The organism is Klebsiella sp. 141162, assembly GCF_050600755.1.
In the GTDB taxonomy this organism is placed as follows: Bacteria; Pseudomonadota; Gammaproteobacteria; order Enterobacterales; family Enterobacteriaceae; genus Klebsiella; species Klebsiella aerogenes.
In genome coordinates this window covers 41,779-62,490 of sequence record NZ_JAQIRI010000008.1, presented here as the reverse complement: position 1 = coordinate 62,490, position 20,712 = coordinate 41,779, and the positions used below count along the sequence as shown (strand labels likewise).

Here is a 20,712-nt window from a genome sequence, read left to right as displayed (position 1 = left end):
AACGGTTGCAGGAAGACCCGCCCGGCACTAGACTACCCGCCTCTTTATTTAGTCTGAGTCATCGTCATGCGCGTTACCGATTTTTCCTTTGAATTACCTGAATCCCTGATTGCCCACTATCCGCAGCCGGAGCGCAGTAGTTGCCGCTTGCTGTCGCTGGACGGGCCGACGGGCGCGCTGACGCACGGTACTTTCACCGATCTGCTCGATAAGCTCAACCCTGGCGATTTGCTGGTCTTTAACAATACCCGGGTGATCCCGGCGCGTCTGTTTGGCCGTAAAGCCAGCGGCGGCAAGATTGAAGTGCTGGTCGAGCGCATGCTGGACGATAAACGTATTCTGGCACATATTCGCGCCTCTAAAGCGCCGAAGCCGGGGGCGGAGCTGCTGTTAGGCGATGACGAGAGCATTAACGCCACGATGCTGGCGCGCCACGGCGCGCTTTTTGAAGTTGAATTCAACGATGAGCGCCCGGTGCTCGATATCCTGAACAGCATCGGTCATATGCCGCTGCCGCCGTATATCGACCGCCCGGACGAAGACGCCGATCGCGAGCTGTACCAGACGGTATACGGCACCAAGCCGGGCGCGGTCGCCGCGCCGACCGCCGGCCTGCATTTTGACGATCCGCTGCTGGAAAAACTGCGCGCGAAAGGCATCGAGATGGCGTTTGTGACGCTGCACGTTGGCGCGGGGACCTTCCAGCCGGTGCGCGTTGACAGCATTGAAGAGCACATCATGCACTCTGAGTATGCGGAAGTGCCGCAGGATGTGGTCGATGCGGTTCTGGCGGCGAAAGCGCGCGGCAACCGCGTCATCGCCGTCGGCACCACTTCCGTGCGTTCGCTGGAAAGCGCGGCGCAGGCGGCTAAAAATGGCCTGATTGAGCCGTTCTTTGCCGATACGCAGATCTTTATCTATCCGGGATATCAGTACAAAGTCATCGATGCGCTGGTGACTAACTTCCATCTCCCTGAATCCACACTGATTATGCTGGTCTCCGCTTTCGCTGGCTATCAGCACACCATGAACGCCTATAAGGCTGCGGTAGAACAAAAATATCGCTTTTTTAGCTACGGGGACGCGATGTTTATCACGTACAATCCGCAGGCTATTTCTGAGCGTCCCTAAAAAGGCCGGCACGCCGGCTTTCTGACGCCTTGACGCATTTTTTAGCCACGGAATCATTCCGTGGCGAGTATTTAAACGTCGGACTGTTTTTCTGACGCAGGAGCAATGATGAAATTTGAACTTGATACCACCGACGGCCGCGCGCGTCGCGGCCGTTTGGTGTTTGATCGCGGCGTGGTTGAAACGCCAGCCTTCATGCCAGTTGGCACCTACGGCACCGTCAAAGGGATGACGCCGGAAGAAGTTGAAGCCACCGGCGCGCAAATCATCCTCGGCAACACCTTCCACCTGTGGCTGCGCCCGGGCCAGGAAATCATGAAGCTGCACGGCGACCTGCATGATTTCATGCAGTGGAAAGGGCCGATCCTCACCGATTCCGGCGGCTTCCAGGTCTTCAGCCTTGGCGATATCCGTAAGATCACCGAACAGGGCGTGCATTTCCGCAATCCGATCAACGGCGATCCGATTTTCCTCGATCCGGAAAAATCGATGGAGATTCAGTACGATCTCGGTTCCGATATCGTGATGATCTTCGACGAATGTACGCCGTACCCGGCGGACTGGGATTACGCTAAGCGTTCGATGGAAATGTCTCTGCGCTGGGCCAAGCGCAGCCGCGACCGTTTCGATGGCCTCGGCAACAAAAACGCGCTCTTTGGCATCATTCAGGGCAGCGTTTACGAAGATTTACGAGATATCTCGGTGAAAGGTCTGGTAGAGATTGGCTTTGATGGCTACGCTGTCGGCGGTTTGGCTGTCGGCGAGCCGAAGGAAGACATGCACCGTATCCTGGAGCACGTTTGCCCGCAGATCCCGGCAGATAAACCGCGATACCTGATGGGCGTCGGGAAACCGGAAGACCTGGTGGAAGGGGTACGTCGCGGCATCGATATGTTTGACTGCGTTATGCCGACGCGCAACGCGCGTAACGGCCATCTGTTCGTGACCGATGGCGTAGTGAAAATCCGCAACGCGAAGCATAAAAGCGATACATCGCCGCTGGATGCCGAGTGCGATTGCTATACGTGTCGCAATTATTCACGTGCTTACTTGCATCATCTTGATCGTTGCAACGAAATATTGGGCGCGCGCCTCAATACCATTCATAACCTGCGCTACTATCAGCGTTTAATGGCTGGTTTACGCAAGGCTATCGAAGAGGGTAAATTAGAGAGCTTCGTGACCGATTTTTACCAACGTCAGGGGCGTTCCGTTCCTCCTTTGAACGTTGATTAATTTTAATAATGAGGGAATTTCAATGAGCTTTTTTATTTCTGATGCGGTAGCAGCAACCGGCGCGCCGGCGCAGGGCAGCCCAATGTCTCTGATTCTGATGCTGGTGGTGTTCGGTCTGATTTTTTACTTCATGATCCTGCGCCCACAGCAGAAACGTACTAAAGAGCACAAGAATCTGATGAACTCCATCGCCAAAGGTGATGAAGTCCTGACTAACGGCGGTCTGGTTGGTCGCGTGACTAAAGTCGCGGAAAACGGCTACATCGCTATCGCGCTGAACGATACCACCGAAGTGGTTATCAAACGTGACTTCGTAGCTGCCGTTCTGCCGAAAGGCACCATGAAGGCGCTGTAATTACCATTTTCCCTAAGGGAACTGCCGTGTTAAACCGTTATCCTTTGTGGAAGTACGTTATGCTGGTCGTCGTGATTATCGTCGGCCTGATTTACGCGCTTCCCAACCTGTATGGTGAGGATCCGGCTGTTCAAATCACTGGCGCGCGCGGCGTCGCCGCCAGTGAGCAAACGCTGATCCAGGTCCAGAAAACTTTACAAGAAGAAAAAATCACCGCGAAGTCTGTGGCACTGGAAGAGGGCGCAATTCTTGCGCGCTTCGACACCACCGATACTCAGCTGCGAGCGCGCGAAGCGCTGGTAAATCTGCTGGGTGACAAATACGTCGTGGCGCTAAACCTTGCTCCGGCGACCCCGCGCTGGCTGGCGGCGATGTATGCCGAGCCGATGAAGCTGGGTCTTGACCTGCGCGGCGGCGTGCACTTCCTGATGGAAGTGGACATGGACACCGCATTAGGCAAACTGCAGGAACAAAACATCGATAGCCTGCGCAGCGAGCTGCGTGACAAAGGCATTCCTTACTCTACCGTGCGTAAGGAAGACAACTACGGTCTGAGCATCGTCTTCCGCGACAGCGCGGCGCGCGATCAGGCTATCTCTTATCTCAGCCCGCGCCATCGCGATCTGGTTATTTCAAGCCAGGGTAACAATGCGCTGAAAGCGGTGATGACCGACGAACGTCTGAAAGAAGCCCGTGAATACGCCGTTCAGCAGAACATCAACATTCTGCGTAACCGCGTAAACCAGCTCGGCGTGGCCGAACCGCTGGTTCAGCGTCAGGGTTCCGACCGTATCGTGGTTGAACTGCCGGGTATCCAGGATACCGCGCGTGCGAAGGAAATCCTTGGCGCGACCGCGACGCTGGAATTCCGTCTGGTGAACACCAACGTCGATCAGTCCGCAGCCGCTTCTGGCCGCGTACCGGGCGATTCGGAAGTGAAAGACACCCGTGAAGGCCGTCCGGTGGTGCTGTATAAGCGCGTGATCCTGACCGGCGACCATATCACCGACTCCACTTCCAGCATGGACGAGTACAACCAGCCGCAGGTTAACATCTCGCTCGATAGCGCAGGTGGCAACATCATGTCTAACTTCACCAAGGACAACATCGGTAAACCGATGGCGACCCTGTTCGTGGAGTACAAAGACAGCGGTAAGAAAGATGCCAACGGTCGCGCTATCCTTGCGAAAGAGGAAGAGGTGATTAACATCGCCAACATCCAGTCTCGCCTTGGCAATAGCTTCCGTATCACCGGTATCAGCAACCCGACCGAGGCGCGCCAGCTTTCTCTGCTGCTGCGTGCGGGCGCCCTGATTGCGCCGATTCAGATTGTTGAAGAGCGTACTATCGGCCCAACTCTGGGTATGCAGAACATCAAGCAGGGCCTGGAAGCATGTCTGGCCGGTCTGGTGGTCTCTATCCTGTTCATGATCTTCTTCTATAAGAAGTTCGGTCTGATTGCGACCTCTGCGCTGATTGCTAACCTGGTGCTGATTGTCGGCATTATGTCCCTGATTCCTGGGGCGACGCTGACCATGCCGGGGATCGCGGGTATCGTCTTAACCCTTGCGGTGGCGGTCGATGCTAACGTACTGATTAACGAGCGTATCAAAGAAGAGCTGAGCAACGGACGTACCGTTCAGCAGGCGATTGACGAAGGTTATAAGGGCGCATTTAGCTCCATCTTTGACGCCAACGTGACGACGCTGATTAAGGTTATCATCCTGTACGCGGTCGGTACCGGTGCCATTAAAGGGTTTGCGATTACTACCGGTATCGGTATCGCGACCTCAATGTTTACCGCTATCGTCGGCACCCGTGCCATCGTGAACCTGCTGTACGGCGGCAAGCGCGTGAAAAAGCTGTCTATCTGAGGAGTGCGTTGTGGCACAGGAATATACTGTTGAACAATTGAACCACGGCCGTAAAGTCTGGGACTTTATGCGCTGGGACTACTGGGCCTTCGGCATTTCAGGTTTTCTGCTGATTGTGTCGATCGCCATCATCGGCGTCCGCGGGTTTAACTGGGGTCTTGATTTCACCGGCGGTACGGTGATTGAAATTACCCTCGAAAAACCGGTTGATATGGACCAGCTGCGCGATTCGCTGCAGAAAGCGGGCTTTGAAGAGCCGCAGTTGCAGAACTTCGGCAGCAGCCGCGACATCATGGTGCGTATGCCGCCGGTACACGATGCCAACGGCAGCCAGGAGCTGGGCAGTAAAGTCGTTAACGTGATTAACGAATCGACCAGCCAAAGCGCGACGGTGAAACGAATTGAGTTCGTTGGCCCGAGCGTGGGCGCGGACCTTGCGCAAACCGGCGCTCTGGCGCTGATTGCGGCGCTGGTGTGTATCCTTATCTATGTCGGCTTCCGCTTTGAATGGCGACTGGCGGCAGGGGTGGTTATCGCACTGGCGCACGACGTGGTGATTACCATGGGCGTGCTGTCGTTGTTCCACATCGAGATTGACCTGACCATCGTCGCATCGTTGATGTCGGTCATCGGTTACTCGTTGAACGATAGTATCGTGGTTTCGGACCGTATCCGTGAAAACTTCCGTAAGATCCGTCGCGGTACGCCGTACGAAATCTTTAACGTGTCGTTGACCCAGACGCTGCACCGTACCTTGATCACCTCCGGTACCACCCTGATGGTGATCCTGATGCTGTTCCTCTTCGGCGGCCCGATTCTGGAAGGCTTCTCGCTGACCATGCTGATTGGTGTATCCATCGGTACGGCTTCTTCTATCTACGTCGCGTCCGCGCTGGCGTTGAAGCTGGGCATGAAGCGCGAGCATCTGATCCAGCAGAAGGTCGAAAAAGAAGGGGCGGATCAGCCGTCTATTCTGCCGTAATCCGGTTCAGTTGATATAAAGCAATCCCGGCCTCGATGGCCGGGATTTTTTTTGCCTGCCTGAAACCTGCTGACAGTATGCTGTCAGGAGGCCTCTCGTACACTGCTTCTGAACTCACTAACGAGCAGGAGGAAGTATGAACAACGTGATTAACTGGTTTGAAATTCCGGTCGCTGATATGGATCGCGCCGTCGCGTTTTATGAGCCGGTAATGCAGGTGACGCTGCGTCGTGAAACCATGGATTGTGCGGACCTGGCCGTCTTCCCGCATCAGGATCCGGCCCCCGGCGGCGCGTTGGCTAAATTTGACGGGATCGCGCCATCGCCGCAGGGCGCTATTATTTATCTGCACACCGACAACCTTGCCGCCACGCTGGATCGCGTCGCCTCGGCGGGTGGGGCGTGTGTATTTGGCCCGTTGACGCTGCCGAATGATATTGGCGCCATCGCCCTGTTTACCGACAGCGAAGGCAACCGCGTAGGCTTGCATCAACCGGCTTAACCTCACTATTTAGCGAAACGAGAAATGACCCGACGCGCCGACCGTTTATTTCAGATAGTACAGATCCTGCGCGGCAGGCGGCTAACTACCGCGGCGTTGCTGGCTGAACGGTTGGGCGTGTCGGAGCGTACCGTCTATCGCGATATTCGCGACCTTTCGCTCTCCGGTGTCCCGGTTGAGGGGGAGGCAGGGAGCGGTTATCGTCTGCTGGCGGGCTACGACCTGCCGCCACTCATGTTGACCGCCAAAGAATCCGAAGCGCTCATTGCGGCGATTCGACTGTTAAAAACCTGGGGCGGCGATGCGCTTTCGCAGTCGCTGGAGTCAGCCCAGGAAAAAATGCTGGCGATTTTGCCGGAGGAGAGGCGGCGCAAAGCGGAGCAGACCCGGCTGTTTGCCCCTGATCTTGGCGCGCATCGCTATGCTAAAACCCACTTTGACGTTATCCATCAGGCCGTATCCAATCAGCAGGTATTACAGCTTCACTATCAGGATGAATCCGGTCAGGTGACGCGACGTGAAGTGTTGCCGCTGGGGCTGTTTTTCTGGGGGGAGCGCTGGCTGCTGGTGGCCTGGTGCGAACTGCGCAGTGATTATCGTAACTTTCGTCTCGATCGTTGTCTGGAGGTAAGGGCGACCGAGCGTCGTTTCAGCGAGTGCGCCGACCGTTCATTGAGCGATTTCTTACGTAAGGTGAGATGTGAGGAGCAATAAAAAAACGCCCGGTTGGCGTAAAACGCGTCCCGGGCGCTGTCTTGCTGTATCAGCAATTAGAAGTTGTAACCGACAACGAAGTAACCACCCCAGCCGGTAGAGCGAACGCTGAAGTCGCCGTCGCCGAAGTTCAGCTTGGCATCATCAGCCCACTGGCCGCCGTTATGGAAGTAACGCGCGACGATAGAGTAGTGCCAGTGCGCGTAGTTCAGCGCCAGAATATGGCTGGACGCAATAGAGTTGCTGGTACGCGCGTGCTTACCGTTCATATCGTAGAAGTTATCGTCGCCGAGGTCAGAACCCCAGTCGAAGTTGGTGAAGCCGATATAGCTCAGCGAACCGCCCCACAGGTCGGTCAGCGGAACGAAGTATTTCACCTTGAAGCGGTAGCCGTCCCACTCGTTTTCGTTGGAGGCGCCGTAGTTCTGCCACTGGTATTTGGCATAGATGTTCAGCGACAGGCTCATCGGCAGACCGGTATCGATGTCGGTACCCAGACCCATGTACCAGGTGCTCTGCTCCTGGGAGTCGTTACGGCCCATATCGTAGATATAGTTGTTCGCGAAGTACCACTCTTTGAACGGCCCGAAGCTCAGATCGGTGTTAGTCAGCTTGTCGATAGAGAAACGCGGTTCGATCTCCATAAACAGCGGGGAGCCTTTGTTCCAGATACCTTTCGCCGTGCTGTTGCCGCCGAAGAAGACCGGGGCATCAATATAGCCGTAGAAATCAAACCAATCTTTTTTAGCAAACGCTTCGTATTCCAGATAGGTATCGTTACGGATCTGCGGTCCAAAACGGGTGTGGTAGCTGCCGACCACGTTCACACTCTGGTGCCACCAATCAGACAGGTACTGCGGTTTTTCAGTTTCTGCCGCGCCAGCGGTGAAAGAAGCGGAAAGCGCCACAACAGCGCTCGCTGCCAGTAATGTTTTTTTCATGTTGATGCCACTGTTTAAATTAAGCCAAAAGGCGTTAAGAAAATTGCCGAAGCGTTGCTAAATATTTCGTCTTTCTGTGGGGGTCTATTATAGAAATCATTGCTCACAAAAATACGTGTTGTTTCACATAACCAGAACATGCGTAATCGATTGCGTTCACGATTCTATGCATTTCTTGACAAAATGCTACTGAAAATCGCCATCAGGAACGATTTCTAATGAACTCTTATGAAAAGTTGTAAATGGATAATATCGAGTGATGAAAGCGGATCGCCGGGCCGTTTTGCCCGGCGTGAGCGCTTACTGCGCGCTGGCGGGTTGGATATCGTGGATACGAATAAAGCCGACTTTATCAGGCGTCACATTCAGGCGCAGCGGGATATCGACATCGCTGGGCGCCAGGATGCTGGCCGGGGCGCTAATCAATTGATCCTGGACGTTGACTTCCTGATAGCTGTGGGTAGTGCCGGTAATCTGTCCGGAAGCGACGGTTGCGGTAAAGGCCGGGAGCGGATCGTTAGACTCGCCCTGGATGCGTAAGGTCAGGCGCGAACCGTCGCCATCTGGCGTAATGCTACCCACTGACATACGCAGGGTGCCGATCTGGCTCTCCAGCCGCGCCGGGGTTTTGGCCTCCGGCAGCAGATAAACGCCGCGGGTTGATTTAGCATTCAGTGCGTTTTGCTGGGTGATTTTTATTGTTTGCTGATTCAACTGGGTCATCTCTTTGCTCAGCGTACTGACGCTCTCGTTCATCTGACGAACTTCGCTTTGCTGGGCGCAGGCGGTAAGGGTGAACAGGCTGCCGATGATAGCCAGTTGTAGGTAACGTCTTGTCATGGTCAGGATTCCGTTTACAGAGGATGATTAATGGTAGCTAAACTGAATTGACCTACCATAGATCCTTTGTCTCAAAAGCTCTTTCTTTGTAGTCCGCTGACTTCAGGGTAAACTACCCTTCAGATTAACTACCTGTCAGGACGCGCCATGCATTGCCCTTTCTGTTTCGCCGTGGATACCAAAGTCATCGATTCTCGCCTGGTCGGCGAAGGCTCCTCCGTGCGTCGTCGTCGGCAGTGCCTGGTCTGCAATGAACGCTTTACCACTTTTGAAGTGGCGGAACTGGTGATGCCGCGGGTGGTAAAAAGCAACGACGTGCGCGAACCTTTTAACGAAGACAAGCTGCGTAGCGGGATGTTGAAAGCGCTGGAAAAGCGCCCGGTCAGCGCCGATGACGTCGAAATGGCGGTAAATCATATTAAAACCCATCTGCGCGGCACCGGCGAGCGTGAAGTCGCGAGTAAAATGATCGGTAATCTGGTGATGGAACAACTGAAGAAGCTCGACAAGGTCGCCTATATTCGCTTCGCTTCCGTCTATCGCAGTTTCGAAGATATTAAAGAGTTCGGCGAAGAAATCGCCCGTTTACAGGACTAAGCCATGCAGGACGAAATGTACATGGCGCGAGCGCTGAAGCTTGCCGCGCGCGGACGCTTTACTACCCATCCTAATCCCAACGTCGGCTGCGTGATTGTAAAAGACGGCGAGATCGTCGGCGAGGGCTTCCATTATCGGGCCGGCGAGCCGCACGCGGAAGTGCACGCGCTGCGCATGGCCGGTGAGAAAGCCAAAGGCGCGACCGCCTACGTCACCCTGGAGCCCTGCAGCCACCATGGCCGCACGCCGCCGTGCTGCGACGCGCTGATCGCCGCGGGCGTGGCGCGCGTGGTAGCGGCAATGCAGGACCCGAATCCACAGGTGGCCGGTCGCGGCCTGTATCGCCTGCAGCAGGCAGGCATTGACGTCAGCCATGGGCTGATGATGAATGAAGCGGAAGCGCTGAATAAAGGTTTTCTGAAGCGCATGCGTACCGGTTTTCCGTGGATCCAGCTGAAGATGGGCGCTTCGCTCGATGGCCGTACGGCGATGGCCAGCGGTGAAAGCCAGTGGATCACCTCGCCGCAGGCGCGACGCGACGTGCAGCGCCTGCGCGCGCAGAGCCACGCTATTCTCACCAGCAGCGCGACGGTGCTGGCGGACGATCCGGCGCTGACCGTGCGCTGGCAGGAGCTGAGCGCCGATACGCAGGCGCTCTATCCGCAGGAGAACCTGCGACAGCCGCTGCGTATCGTCATCGATAGCCAAAACCGCGTCACGCCGGAGCATCGAATTGTTCAGCAGCAAGGTGAAACCCTCTTCGCCCGCACCCATGCCGATGAACGTGCCTGGCCTGACAACGTGCGTACCCTGCTGGTGCCGGAGCATAACGGCCATCTTGACCTCGTGCTGCTAATGATGCAGCTCGGTAAACAGCAGGTGAACAGTATTTGGGTGGAAGCGGGGGCGACGCTGGCCGGCGCTTTGCTACAGGCCGGGCTGGTGGATGAGCTTATCGTCTATATTGCGCCTAAACTGTTAGGCAGTGATGCGCGCGGTTTATGCGCGCTGCCGGGGCTTGAGAAACTGAGCCAGGCCCCCCATTTCAAATTCAACGAGATACGTCAGGTCGGCCCCGATGTCTGCCTGCATTTAACGACTGCGTGATGTATTCCTAATATTAGGAAGCAGCGCCCAGAATATTATGATAAAATCCGCCCCCCTTGCGGGGCACATGAACCCGAAGGAAGAGTATGAACATTATTGAAGCTAACGTTGCTACCCCGGACGCTCGCGTCGCCATCACCATTGCGCGTTTCAACAACTTTATCAATGACAGCCTGCTGGAAGGCGCGATTGACGCCCTCAAGCGCATTGGTCAGGTAAAAGATGAAAACATCACCGTTGTTTGGGTTCCAGGCGCGTATGAGCTGCCGCTGGCGGCTGGCGCACTGGCAAAAACCGGTAAATATGACGCGGTGATCGCGCTGGGTACGGTGATTCGCGGCGGTACCGCCCACTTTGAATATGTGGCTGGCGGTGCAAGCAATGGCCTGGCGCACGTCGCTCAGGACAGTGAAATCCCGGTAGCCTTCGGTGTTCTGACTACTGAAAGTATTGAACAAGCCATCGAACGCGCTGGCACCAAAGCCGGTAACAAAGGCGCAGAAGCCGCGCTGACCGCGCTGGAAATGATTAACGTATTGAAAGCCATCAAGGCCTGATTTTTTGTAAGGGGAATTCCGTGAAACCTGCTGCTCGTCGCCGCGCCCGTGAGTGTGCCGTCCAGGCGCTCTACTCCTGGCAGTTGTCCCAGAACGACATCGCTGATGTTGAATACCAGTTCCTGGCGGAACAGGATGTAAAAGATGTCGACGTTCTGTATTTCCGCGAACTGCTGTCCGGAGTGGCGACTAACAGCGCGTATCTCGACGGTCTGATGAAGCCATACCTGTCGCGCCAGCTGGAAGAGCTGGGTCAGGTAGAAAAAGCGGTACTGCGTATCGCGCTGTTTGAGCTGTCGAAGCGTGACGACGTGCCGTACAAAGTGGCTATCAACGAAGCTATCGAGCTGGCGAAAACCTTCGGCGCTGAAGATAGCCACAAGTTTGTCAACGGCGTGCTGGATAAAGCGGCCCCGGTAATCCGTCCCCGCAAAAAGTAAACTGCAGGCCGGGCTTTGCAGGATCTGATCCTGCGAACCCGGCCTTATTCTTTTCTTTGCTGAGGCATAACGTATGGCATGCGGCGAATTTTCCCTGATTGCCCGTTATTTTGATCGCGTTAAAAGCGCCCGCCTTGATGTTGAAACCGGCATCGGCGATGACTGCGCGCTCCTGAATATCCCCGAGAAAAAAACGCTGGCAATCAGCACCGACACCCTGGTGGCGGGCAACCACTTTTTAGCCGACATCGACCCTGCCGACCTGGCGTATAAAGCGCTGGCGGTGAACCTGAGCGATTTGGCGGCGATGGGCGCGGAACCGGCGTGGTTAACGCTGGCGCTCACCTTGCCGGAAGCAGACGAAGCGTGGCTTGAAGCCTTTAGCGACAGTCTGTTTGTCCAGCTTAACTATTATGATATGCAGCTAATCGGCGGCGACACCACCCGAGGGCCGCTGTCGATGACGCTGGGTATCCACGGCTTTGTGCCGCCGGGTCGCGCGATGAAGCGTTCCGGGGCCAAGCCTGGCGACTGGATTTATGTCACCGGCACGCCGGGCGACAGCGCCGCCGGGCTGGCGCTTTTACAGGACCGGTTAACGGTCGATTCGCCAGCGGATGCCGATTACCTGCTGGCGCGCCATTTGCGTCCGATGCCCCGCGTGCTGCAGGGGCAGGCGCTGCGCGACCTGGCCAATTCAGCGATCGATCTTTCTGACGGTCTGATCTCAGACCTTGGTCATATCCTGAAGGCCAGCGCCTGCGGCGCGCGTATCGATCTCGATGCGATGCCGTACTCCGATGCTATGCTGCGCCAGGTCGATCCTGAGCAGGCGCTGCGCTGGGCGCTCGCCGGCGGCGAAGATTATGAGCTGTGCTTTACCGTACCTGAGCTGAACCGCGGGGCGTTGGATGTCGCGATTGGTCAGCTAGGCGCGCGTTTTACCTGTATCGGCCAGATCGTGGCGGAAGCAGATGGACTGCAGTTTATCCGTGAGGGTAAGCCGATTAAATTGGATTTAAAGGGGTACGATCATTTTGGCACGCAGTAGAGACGAGGCGAAAAGCCGCCTCAATATGCGCAATCCCTGGCACCTGCTGGCGACCGGGTTCGGTAGCGGGCTGAGCCCGGTGGTTCCGGGAACCATGGGGTCGCTGGCGGCGATTCCGTTCTGGTATCTGATGACCTTTCTCCCCTGGCAGCTCTATTCGCTGGTGGTGATGATGAGCATCTGTATTGGCGTCTATCTTTGCCACCGTACGGCTAAAGATATGGGCACCCATGATCACGGCAGCATCGTTTGGGATGAGTTTGTCGGGATGTGGATCACCCTGATGGCGCTACCGACGATGGACTGGCAGTGGGTGGCCGCCGGCTTCGTTATTTTCCGTATCTTCGATATGTGGAAGCCATGGCCAATCCGCTGGTTCGATCGCAACATTCATGGCGGAATGGGGATTATGGTCGACGATATCGTCGCCGGGGTGATCTCCGCCGGCGTACTGTATCTGATTGGCCACCACTGGCCGATAGGTCTACTCTAAATCTGCACCCCGGCGCGGCCGGGGTCTAAATTGCGGCGTTATTTGAAGCCGACGATTGGATGGGGCCGATAGGGCGCCTCCAGCTTGTCGATCTGTTCTGGCGTCAGGGTTAAATCGACGGCATGAAGGAGCTCATCCAACTGTTCCTGCCGCGAGGCGCCAATAATCGGCGCTGCCACGCCGGGCTTGCTTAAGAGCCAGGCCAGCGCCACCTGCGCGCGGTTGGCGTCTAACTCCTCAGCCACTTCCTCCAGCTTCTGTGCTATCTGCTCATCATTGGCGTCGGTGGCGCTATACAGCGATTTACCGAACTCATCGGAGACGAGGCGTGCGGTCGTTTCTCCCCATGGTCGTGTTAGTCGGCCGCGCGCCAACGGGCTCCACGGCATGACCGCAATCCCTTTGCGCTGGCATAGCGGCAGCATCTCGTTTTCTTCTTCGCGATAAATCAGATTGTAGTGATCCTGCATGGTGACGAAGCGCGCCCAATTGTTCTGTTCCTGCAGGGCGAGCGCCTGGGCGAACTGGCGGGCATGCATTGATGATGCGCCGATATAGCGCGCTTTCCCGGCGCGTACGACATCGCTGAGCGCCTCCAGCGTCTCTTCGATGGGCGTGGCGTAATCCCAGCGGTGGATCTGCAACAGGTCGACATAGTCCATTCCCAGACGGCGCAGGCTATCGTCAATGGATCGCATGATTTGCGAGCGTGATAGTCCCTGCGGCAGATCGCCGACCTGGTGATAAACTTTGGTGGCGACGATCACCGAATCGCGGCGAGCGTACTCCCGCAGCGCGCGGCCAAGTATCTCTTCGCTGCTGCCATCGGAATAGTTGTTCGAGGTATCAAAGAAGTTAATTCCGCCTTCCAGCGCACGTTTAATCAGCGGACGGCTGCTCTCTTCAGGGAGCGTCCAGGCGTGATTGCCGCGGTCAGGTTCGCCAAAGGTCATACAGCCGAGACAGAGTCGGGAAACGCGAAGATGGGTATCGCCAAGAGGGATGTAGTGCATAAGACGCTCCTGCTACTTTAAAAGGTATCCTTTAAGCATAGCAGGAGCGGTATGGGCAATTATGCCAACCAGTCGCGGATTTTGGCTTCGATACCGGCGGCATCCAGGCCGAGATCGGCGCGAACTTCTTCCTGAGTCCCCTGTGGGATAAAGAAGTCCGGCAGGCCGATGTTCAGCACCGGTACCGGGCGACGGTGGGCCATCAAAAGCTCGTTTACGCCGCTGCCTGCACCGCCCATGATGGCGTTCTCTTCAAGGGTGACCAGCACATCGTGATCGGCGGCAAGCTGCAGGATTAGCGCGTCATCAAGCGGTTTCACAAAACGCATATCGACCAGCGTCGCATTGAGTTTTTCCGCAACCTGCGCGGCTTCCGGCAATAATGTCCCGAAGTTAAGGATTGCCAGCTTCTGGCCGTTACGTTTCACCACACCTTTTCCGATCGGCAGCGACGCCAGCGGCTCAAGCGCGGCGCCGGTTCCGGTACCGCGCGGATAGCGTACCGCGCTAGGGCCGTCGTTATAGTGATAACCGGTGTAGAGCATCTGGCGACATTCATTTTCGTCGCTCGGGGTCATGATCACCATTTCCGGAATGCAGCGCAGGAAGGAGAGATCGAACGCTCCCTGGTGTGTCTGACCGTCGGCGCCGACGATGCCCGCACGATCGATTGCAAACAGCACCGGCAGCTTTTGAATGGCGACGTCATGGATCACCTGATCGTAAGCGCGCTGCAGGAAGGTTGAGTAGATCGCCACGATCGGCTTATAGCCGCCAATCGCCATCCCGGCGGCAAAGGTGACTGCGTGCTGTTCGGCAATGGCGACATCAAAATATTGATCGGGGAATTTCTTCGAGAACTCGACCATGCCCGAACCTTCACGCATCGCCGGGGTGACGGCCATCAGTTTGTCATCCTTCGCCGCGGTTTCGCACAGCCAGTCGCCAAAGACTTTAGAATATGTTGGCAGGCCGCCGCTGCTTTTTGGCAGCACGCCGCTGGTGTGATCGAATTTTGGTACCGCATGGAAGGTGATGGGGTCTTTTTCGGCCGGTTCATATCCACGGCCTTTTTTGGTCATGATGTGCAGGAACTGCGGTCCTTTCAGGTCGCGCATATTCTTCAGCGTATTAACCAGACCCAGCACATCGTGGCCATCTACCGGGCCGATATAGTTAAAGCCCATCTCTTCGAACAGCGTGCCGGGCACCACCATACCTTTAATATGCTCTTCGGTACGTTTAAGCAGTTCTTTAATCGGCGGTACGCCGGAGAAGACTTTTTTGCCACCTTCACGCAGCGAGGAATACAGCTTGCCGGAGAGCAGCTGCGCCAGATGGTTGTTCAACGCGCCGACATTCTCTGAGATCGACATTTCATTGTCGTTCAGCACGACCAGCATGTCTGGTTTGATATCGCCCGCGTGGTTCATCGCCTCAAATGCCATCCCGGCGGTAATAGCGCCATCGCCAATGACGCAAACGGTACGTCGCTGTTTGCCTTCTTTTTCGGCGGCAATAGCGACGCCGATCCCGGCGGAGATAGAGGTGGAGGAGTGACCGACGCTCAGTACGTCATATTCGCTTTCGCCACGCCATGGGAACGGATGCAGCCCGCCTTTCTGCCGGATAGTGCCGATTTTGTCGCGACGACCGGTGAGAATTTTGTGCGGGTAGGCCTGATGACCGACGTCCCAGATTAAGCGGTCGAACGGCGTATTGTAGACATAGTGCAGCGCCACGGTCAGTTCAACCGTGCCAAGGCCAGAGGCAAAATGGCCGCTTGAGCGGCTCACGCTGTCCAGAAGATAGCGGCGCAGCTCATCGCAGAGCTTAGGCAGGCTATCTTTCGGCAGCAGGCGCAACTCCTGGGTGGAATCTACCAGCGCCAGGGTTGGGTATTTGGCAATATCAAAACTCATCAGAGACTCATTTATTGTTTATTTATCGCGCTGAATAATGTAATTCGCGAGCGCTTCCAGTGCCGTGGTATCCAGCGATTGCACAGCCAGTTCATCTAGCGCCTGGCGGGCATCGGCAACCAGATCGCGTGCTTTCTGCTGGGCTTGCTCAAGACCCAAAAGCGCCGGATAGGTACTTTTGCCTAACTGTTGGTCGGCACCCTGACGTTTGCCAAGAGTCGCAGTATCACCTACCACATCAAGAATGTCATCCTGCACCTGGAAGGCGAGACCGATATTCTCCGCAAAGCGATCGAGCGCCGGCAGTGCCTGACGGCCACGCTCGCCGGCGCTCAGCGCGCCAAGACGAACCGCCGCGCGGATAAGCGCTCCGGTCTTGTGACGGTGAATTCGCTCCAGCGTCTGTAGATCGACCTGTTTGCCTTCCGCCTCGAGATCCAGCGCCTGACCGCCACACATTCCGGCGACGCCGCTGGCCTGGGCCAGTTCGGAAACCATCGCCAGACGGTCGCGATCCGGCACTTCCGGCATTGGCGTATCACTCAGTATAGAAAATGCCAGCGTTTGCAGGGCGTCACCGGCAAGAATAGCGTTCGCTTCGCCAAACTTGATGTGGCACGTGGGTTGACCGCGGCGCAGATCGTCGTCGTCCATCGCCGGCAGATCGTCATGCATCAGCGAGTAGGCATGAATGCATTCGACGGCGGCGGCTGGGGCATCCAGCGTGGAACGGCTAACGCCGAACATCTCGCCGGTGGCGTAAACCAGGAAAGGGCGCAGCCGTTTACCGCCTAATAATGCGCCATAGTGCATGGCTTCAACCAGCGGAGTGTTCTGAAACGGCTGCGGGGAGATAAAACGGCGCAGCGCGTCATTGGCCTGGGTGACACAGGCCTGTAATTGTTGCGGGAAGTCCATTTATTCAGCGTCCGGCGTAAAGGGAGTCAACGGCGCATCTTCGCTATCAGCCAGCAGGATTTGGACACGCTGCTCGGCCTGTTGCAGTTTCGTCTGGCCCTGGCGCGCGAGCTGCACCCCGCGTTCAAATTCGCTGAGCGCTTCTTCCAGCGGTAGTGCGCCGCTTTCCAGACGATTAACGATCTGCTCGAGTTCGCCTAAAGCGCTCTCAAAGCTGGCCGGGGCCTCATTTTTCTTTGGCATAGTGAATATAGACTCTTGTTATGTCTCGATGGCTATCAGTATGGTAACGGAGTCGGGCGGTTAAGCAAACTCGCGGCATTCACCCTACGGATACATTTTTGCGAAAATGCGCAATGCCAGGCGAAAAGCGAACAATGATGGTATACTCCGCGCCCTGGATGCAGACGCTGTATTGCGCCTGTACAACTTTTTTGCTTAAAGCCCCGTCGGGCTTGCCAACGAACTATTGTCGCCATGAAGTTTATCATTAAATTGTTCCCGGAAATCACCATCAAAAGCCAATCTGTGCGGTTGCGCTTTATTAAAATTTTAACCGGGAACATTCGTAACGTTCTCAAAAACTATGATGAGACGCTCGCCGTCGTTCGTCATTGGGATCATATCGAAGTTCGCGCGAAAGACGAAAATCAGCGTCCGGCTATTCGCGACGCGCTGACCCGTATCCCGGGCATTCACCATATTCTGGAAGTGGAAGATGTACCTTTCACTTCGCTGCACAACATTTTTGAGCAGACATTACCGCTGTGGCGCGATCAGCTCGAAGGCAAAAGCTTCTGCGTGCGTGTGAAGCGCCGTGGTAAACATGAATTCACCTCAATTGAGGTTGAGCGCTACGTTGGCGGCGGCCTGAACCAGCATATCGAATCGGCGCGCGTGAAGCTCACCGACCCGGACGTGACGGTTAACCTCGAGATCGAAAACGATCGCCTGTTGCTGGTGAAAGGGCGCTATGAAGGTATTGGCGGCTTCCCCATTGGTACTCAGGAAGATGTGCTGTCGCTCATCTCCGGCGGTTTCGACTCCGGGGTTTCAAGCTATATGCTGATGCGCCGCGGCTGCCGCGTACACTACTGCTTCTTCAACCTCGGCGGCGCCGCGCATGAAATCGGCGTTCGTCAGGTGGCGCACTATCTGTGGAACCGCTTCGGCAGCTCCCATCGCGTTCGCTTTGTGGCAATCAATTTTGAGCCGGTCGTTGGCGAAATTCTTGAAAAAGTCGATGATGGTCAGATGGGGGTGGTGCTCAAACGTATGATGGTGCGTGCGGCATCGAAAGTCGCTGAGCGTTATGGCGTGCAGGCGCTGGTGACCGGCGAAGCGCTGGGCCAGGTCTCCAGCCAGACGCTGACCAACCTGCGTCTTATCGATAATGTCTCCGACACGCTGATCCTGCGTCCGCTGATTTCGCATGATAAAGAACACATCATCAATCTTGCGCGTGAAATCGGCACGGAAGATTTTGCCCGCACCATGCCGGAATACTGCGGCGTTATCTCGAAGAGCCCAACCGTAAAAGCGGTGAAAGCGAAGATCGAAGCGGAAGAAGAGAACTTCGACTTCAGCATTCTGGATAAAGTGGTTGAGGAAGCGAATAACATCGATATTCGCGATATCGCCCAGCAAACGCAGCAGGACGTGGTGGAAGTGGAAACCGTCAGCGGCTTCAGCGCCAATGACGTGATTCTCGATATTCGTTCTATCGATGAGCAGGATGACAAGCCATTAAAAGTGGAAGGCGTCGATGTTGTTTCGCTGCCGTTCTATAAACTGAGCACCCAATTTGGCAACCTCGATCAAAGCAAAACCTGGCTGTTGTGGTGTGAACGCGGCGTGATGAGCCGTCTGCAGGCGCTATACCTGCGCGAGCAGGGCTTTACTAACGTGAAAGTGTATCGTCCGTAATTCGCTTGTACTTATGAAAAAGCCTTCCCTTAGGGAAGGCTTTTTTACATCTATTGGCTGGCGTATCAGCGTAGCGTCATCGCCAGCGCATTCAACTGATCGATAACGATATTCCATCCCTCAAAAAATCCCATCTTTTCATGCTGCTCGCGGGTTTCATCATCTGCATGCAGTACCGTAGCCGTATAGCGACAGCCGTCGTTTTCATCCGCAAAGGTAATAATAGCCGTCATAGCAAAAGGGGTAACGGCCGGCCGAAAGTTCTCGGTTAGCATTGAGGTCATGACTAATTTTTGCTGCGGAATGACTTCAAGAAAGCAGCCGGGGTTATCGCTACGTTCACCGTCAGGGCCGTGCATCACGGTGTGAAAAGCCCCGCCTGGACGCAAATCAAAGGCCAGAACGTCGGTATACCACGGCTTAGGGCACCACCAGGTTTTGAGTAATGCCGGATCGGACCACGCGCGCCAGAGAGCTGAAGTGGGCGCGCTGAGCCAGCGGCTAATGACGAGGTCACGAGAATCGGTTGCGCTACGGGACATGCTACGGCTCCTCAAGATACAGGGGGGCCAGTCCGCTGCGCGGACCGGCTATCAGGATTCGTAGTAATTATAGATGCCAGCAGCCATGACCAACTGCGAAGCCACTTCATACGCTTTTTCGCGCCCGACCAGCAGGTCAATCATTTTGAGGGCGAAATCAATAGATGTTCCAGGCCCCTGGCTGGTCAACAAATTAACCCTGGGATCCCAGACGACACGTTTATCCTGCCACTGTTCGGCGGGGATATGCTCTTTTAGCGCCGGGAAACCGGTCATGTTGCCGATAGGGAACAGATTATGTGGCACCAGAACGGTCGCTGGCGCGGCACAGATTGCCGCCACGATGCGCCCGGATAAATGAAATTGTCTTACGGTTTCTACCAGCAAAGGGCTGTCGCGGAAGCACTCGGCGCCTTTAATTCCGCCAGGCAAAACGATGATATCAAAATCGCCATCGGCGACTTCGACCAGCGGCGCATCCGCGAGGAGCTTCACGCCTCTTGAGCAGACAATCGTTAGATTGCCATCACTGGCGACGCTGGCGTTGGTCACTTTCACACCGCCGCGCGCTAATAAATCGATAGTGGTGACCGCTTCGGTCTCTTCGCTACCAGGGGCGAGGCAAATCAGTGCCGACGCGCTCATAAATATTCTCCTTTCGCTTTACCTGTTCAAATAAACGGGCATTTTCCGGCACTGACAGACCGTGGGCCCGGGCGCGATTAAGCAGAAAACCGGTGATATAGTCGATTTCCGTATGCCGCTGCGCGCGGATGTCCTGCAACATCGATGAAATATTATCTGCAGTACTTTCAATGACCTGATTCACATACAATAACAGGTTTTCTGCCGACGTATGAATGCCTTCACGTTGCATTACTGCGGCGACTTCCTGACAGATAACATTGATTTCATGCGGAAAATCACGCAGATCGCCATTTCTGCAATCTTTCAGCGCGGTCAGGGGGTTAATCACGCAGTTGACGGCCAGCTTACTCCACAACGCCGGGTGGATATTGTCGTGCCAGGCGACATCCGGTAGTACGTTTTGTAGGATGTCGGCGAGGTCGCTGTAATCTTCGCTATAGCTTTTAGCAGGGCCGATATGAGTGGTTCCCTGGGCGACGTGAATGATGACATTGCCATCGCGTCGGGCGGCGTGGGTGGTGGACGCCAGCAGCAGTGGTTGCTTAATGTTTTTTAATTCATTCAGGGTGCCCATGCCGTTATGAATAAGCAAAATAGGCGCCGAAGCCGGTAATATAGCGGCCAGATTTTTCACCGCCTGCGAAACCTGCCATGCTTTTAACGTCACCAGTAGCAAATCGCTGGAGGCGAGAAAATCAGGATCGTTAGCGGTCATTGATTCGTTAAAGGTGCTACCGTCAGTCTCAATGAGATTAACGCTACAAAATGGTTGCGGGACGCGTAACCAGCCCTGGACCTCATGTCCGTTTTTACACAGCGCGGTTAACCACAGTTGTCCCAGTGCACCGCATCCCAGTACGGTTACTTTCATTATTCCTCCTCACCTGCGACTCCCAGGCGCTTGTAGCTAAAGTATAGCGTTA

At 55.6% G+C, this 20,712-nt stretch carries 23 protein-coding genes; 14 read left to right on the top strand and 9 right to left on the bottom strand.

Annotated features, from left to right (window positions below; all coding sequences use genetic code 11):
* Positions 1 to 66 precede the first annotated feature (66 nt).
* From queA to PGR23_RS19125, 7 genes are all read left to right on the top strand, one after another.
* Positions 67 to 1,131: a tRNA preQ1(34) S-adenosylmethionine ribosyltransferase-isomerase QueA gene (gene queA / locus PGR23_RS19155; protein WP_015368002.1), complete on the top strand. Its 1,065-nt coding sequence runs from the start codon at positions 67 to 69 to the stop codon at positions 1,129 to 1,131.
* A 108-nt stretch (positions 1,132 to 1,239) separates the two neighbouring features.
* Positions 1,240 to 2,367, top strand: a complete 1,128-nt coding sequence (tgt, locus tag PGR23_RS19150; protein ID WP_015368001.1) for a tRNA guanosine(34) transglycosylase Tgt — start codon at positions 1,240 to 1,242, stop codon at positions 2,365 to 2,367.
* Positions 2,368 to 2,389: 22 nt separating this feature from the next.
* Positions 2,390 to 2,722, top strand: a complete 333-nt coding sequence (gene yajC, locus PGR23_RS19145; protein ID WP_003859109.1) for a preprotein translocase subunit YajC — start codon at positions 2,390 to 2,392, stop codon at positions 2,720 to 2,722.
* Between the two features lie 26 nt (positions 2,723 to 2,748).
* Entirely contained in the window at positions 2,749 to 4,596 is a 1,848-nt protein-coding gene (gene secD / locus PGR23_RS19140) for a protein translocase subunit SecD (RefSeq protein WP_015704558.1), read from the top strand.
* A gap of 10 nt (positions 4,597 to 4,606) precedes the next feature.
* A complete protein-coding gene (secF, locus tag PGR23_RS19135; protein ID WP_015367999.1) occupies positions 4,607 to 5,578 on the top strand; it encodes a protein translocase subunit SecF in 972 nt (323 codons plus the stop codon).
* Between the two features lie 136 nt (positions 5,579 to 5,714).
* On the top strand, positions 5,715 to 6,080 hold the full coding sequence (locus PGR23_RS19130) for a VOC family protein (RefSeq protein ID WP_047044525.1): 366 nt from the start codon (positions 5,715 to 5,717) through the stop codon (positions 6,078 to 6,080).
* 24 nt (positions 6,081 to 6,104) lie between these two features.
* On the top strand, positions 6,105 to 6,794 hold the full coding sequence (locus tag PGR23_RS19125) for a helix-turn-helix transcriptional regulator (protein WP_045390927.1): 690 nt from the start codon (positions 6,105 to 6,107) through the stop codon (positions 6,792 to 6,794).
* Positions 6,795 to 6,850: 56 nt separating this feature from the next.
* On the opposite strand, the gene PGR23_RS19120 is transcribed toward PGR23_RS19125, so the two are convergent.
* Both PGR23_RS19120 and PGR23_RS19115 read right to left on the bottom strand, forming a co-directional pair.
* Positions 6,851 to 7,735, bottom strand: coding sequence for a nucleoside-specific channel-forming protein Tsx (locus tag PGR23_RS19120; protein WP_015367996.1), 885 nt, complete (start codon positions 7,733 to 7,735; stop codon positions 6,851 to 6,853).
* Between the two features lie 300 nt (positions 7,736 to 8,035).
* A complete protein-coding gene (locus PGR23_RS19115; RefSeq protein WP_015367995.1) occupies positions 8,036 to 8,575 on the bottom strand; it encodes a DUF3251 domain-containing protein in 540 nt (179 codons plus the stop codon).
* A gap of 147 nt (positions 8,576 to 8,722) precedes the next feature.
* On the opposite strand from PGR23_RS19115, the gene nrdR reads away from it, so the two are divergent.
* From nrdR to pgpA, 6 genes are all read left to right on the top strand, one after another.
* Positions 8,723 to 9,172: a transcriptional regulator NrdR gene (nrdR, locus tag PGR23_RS19110; RefSeq protein ID WP_002890417.1), complete on the top strand. Its 450-nt coding sequence runs from the start codon at positions 8,723 to 8,725 to the stop codon at positions 9,170 to 9,172.
* Between the two features lie 3 nt (positions 9,173 to 9,175).
* A complete protein-coding gene (ribD, locus tag PGR23_RS19105; RefSeq protein WP_396279879.1) occupies positions 9,176 to 10,279 on the top strand; it encodes a bifunctional diaminohydroxyphosphoribosylaminopyrimidine deaminase/5-amino-6-(5-phosphoribosylamino)uracil reductase RibD in 1,104 nt (367 codons plus the stop codon).
* 86 nt (positions 10,280 to 10,365) lie between these two features.
* The gene (gene ribH / locus PGR23_RS19100; protein ID WP_001021161.1) at positions 10,366 to 10,836 is read left to right on the top strand and encodes a 6,7-dimethyl-8-ribityllumazine synthase; all 471 of its coding nucleotides are present in this window, start codon (positions 10,366 to 10,368) and stop codon (positions 10,834 to 10,836) included.
* A gap of 20 nt (positions 10,837 to 10,856) precedes the next feature.
* Positions 10,857 to 11,276, top strand: a complete 420-nt coding sequence (gene nusB / locus PGR23_RS19095; RefSeq protein ID WP_015367993.1) for a transcription antitermination factor NusB — start codon at positions 10,857 to 10,859, stop codon at positions 11,274 to 11,276.
* Between the two features lie 73 nt (positions 11,277 to 11,349).
* The gene (gene thiL / locus PGR23_RS19090) at positions 11,350 to 12,327 is read left to right on the top strand and encodes a thiamine-phosphate kinase (RefSeq protein ID WP_045390918.1); all 978 of its coding nucleotides are present in this window, start codon (positions 11,350 to 11,352) and stop codon (positions 12,325 to 12,327) included.
* Entirely contained in the window at positions 12,308 to 12,820 is a 513-nt protein-coding gene (gene pgpA, locus PGR23_RS19085; protein WP_257393917.1) for a phosphatidylglycerophosphatase A, read from the top strand. The genes thiL and pgpA overlap by 20 nt, the downstream gene beginning before the upstream one ends.
* A 38-nt stretch (positions 12,821 to 12,858) precedes the next feature.
* Here the strand turns inward: pgpA and PGR23_RS19080 are convergent, their stop codons facing one another.
* The 4 genes from PGR23_RS19080 to xseB are packed head-to-tail and all read right to left on the bottom strand — an operon-like array spanning position 12,859 to position 16,916.
* The gene (locus PGR23_RS19080; protein ID WP_047044517.1) at positions 12,859 to 13,833 is read right to left on the bottom strand and encodes an aldo/keto reductase; all 975 of its coding nucleotides are present in this window, start codon (positions 13,831 to 13,833) and stop codon (positions 12,859 to 12,861) included.
* A gap of 59 nt (positions 13,834 to 13,892) precedes the next feature.
* Positions 13,893 to 15,755, bottom strand: coding sequence for a 1-deoxy-D-xylulose-5-phosphate synthase (gene dxs / locus PGR23_RS19075; RefSeq protein WP_047068049.1), 1,863 nt, complete (start codon positions 15,753 to 15,755; stop codon positions 13,893 to 13,895).
* 18 nt (positions 15,756 to 15,773) lie between these two features.
* On the bottom strand, positions 15,774 to 16,673 hold the full coding sequence (gene ispA / locus PGR23_RS19070) for a (2E,6E)-farnesyl diphosphate synthase (RefSeq protein WP_045390909.1): 900 nt from the start codon (positions 16,671 to 16,673) through the stop codon (positions 15,774 to 15,776).
* Positions 16,674 to 16,916 (bottom strand): exodeoxyribonuclease VII small subunit, encoded by a 243-nt coding sequence (gene xseB, locus PGR23_RS19065; RefSeq protein ID WP_045390907.1) that lies wholly within the window; start codon positions 16,914 to 16,916, stop codon positions 16,674 to 16,676.
* A 234-nt stretch (positions 16,917 to 17,150) separates the two neighbouring features.
* On the opposite strand from xseB, the gene thiI reads away from it, so the two are divergent.
* Positions 17,151 to 18,599 carry a tRNA uracil 4-sulfurtransferase ThiI gene (thiI, locus tag PGR23_RS19060; RefSeq protein WP_320482315.1) on the top strand — a complete coding sequence of 483 codons (1,449 nt, stop codon included), beginning with the start codon at positions 17,151 to 17,153 and terminating at the stop codon, positions 18,597 to 18,599.
* A 65-nt stretch (positions 18,600 to 18,664) separates the two neighbouring features.
* On the opposite strand, the gene PGR23_RS19055 is transcribed toward thiI, so the two are convergent.
* The 3 genes from PGR23_RS19055 to panE are packed head-to-tail and all read right to left on the bottom strand — an operon-like array spanning position 18,665 to position 20,660.
* The gene (locus PGR23_RS19055) at positions 18,665 to 19,141 is read right to left on the bottom strand and encodes an SRPBCC family protein (protein WP_020079493.1); all 477 of its coding nucleotides are present in this window, start codon (positions 19,139 to 19,141) and stop codon (positions 18,665 to 18,667) included.
* 51 nt (positions 19,142 to 19,192) lie between these two features.
* Entirely contained in the window at positions 19,193 to 19,786 is a 594-nt protein-coding gene (gene yajL, locus PGR23_RS19050) for a protein deglycase YajL (RefSeq protein WP_047044507.1), read from the bottom strand.
* Positions 19,749 to 20,660, bottom strand: coding sequence for a 2-dehydropantoate 2-reductase (gene panE, locus PGR23_RS19045; protein ID WP_047044505.1), 912 nt, complete (start codon positions 20,658 to 20,660; stop codon positions 19,749 to 19,751). Before panE ends, yajL begins: the two co-directional genes overlap by 38 nt.
* Between the last annotated feature and the right edge of the window lie 52 nt (positions 20,661 to 20,712).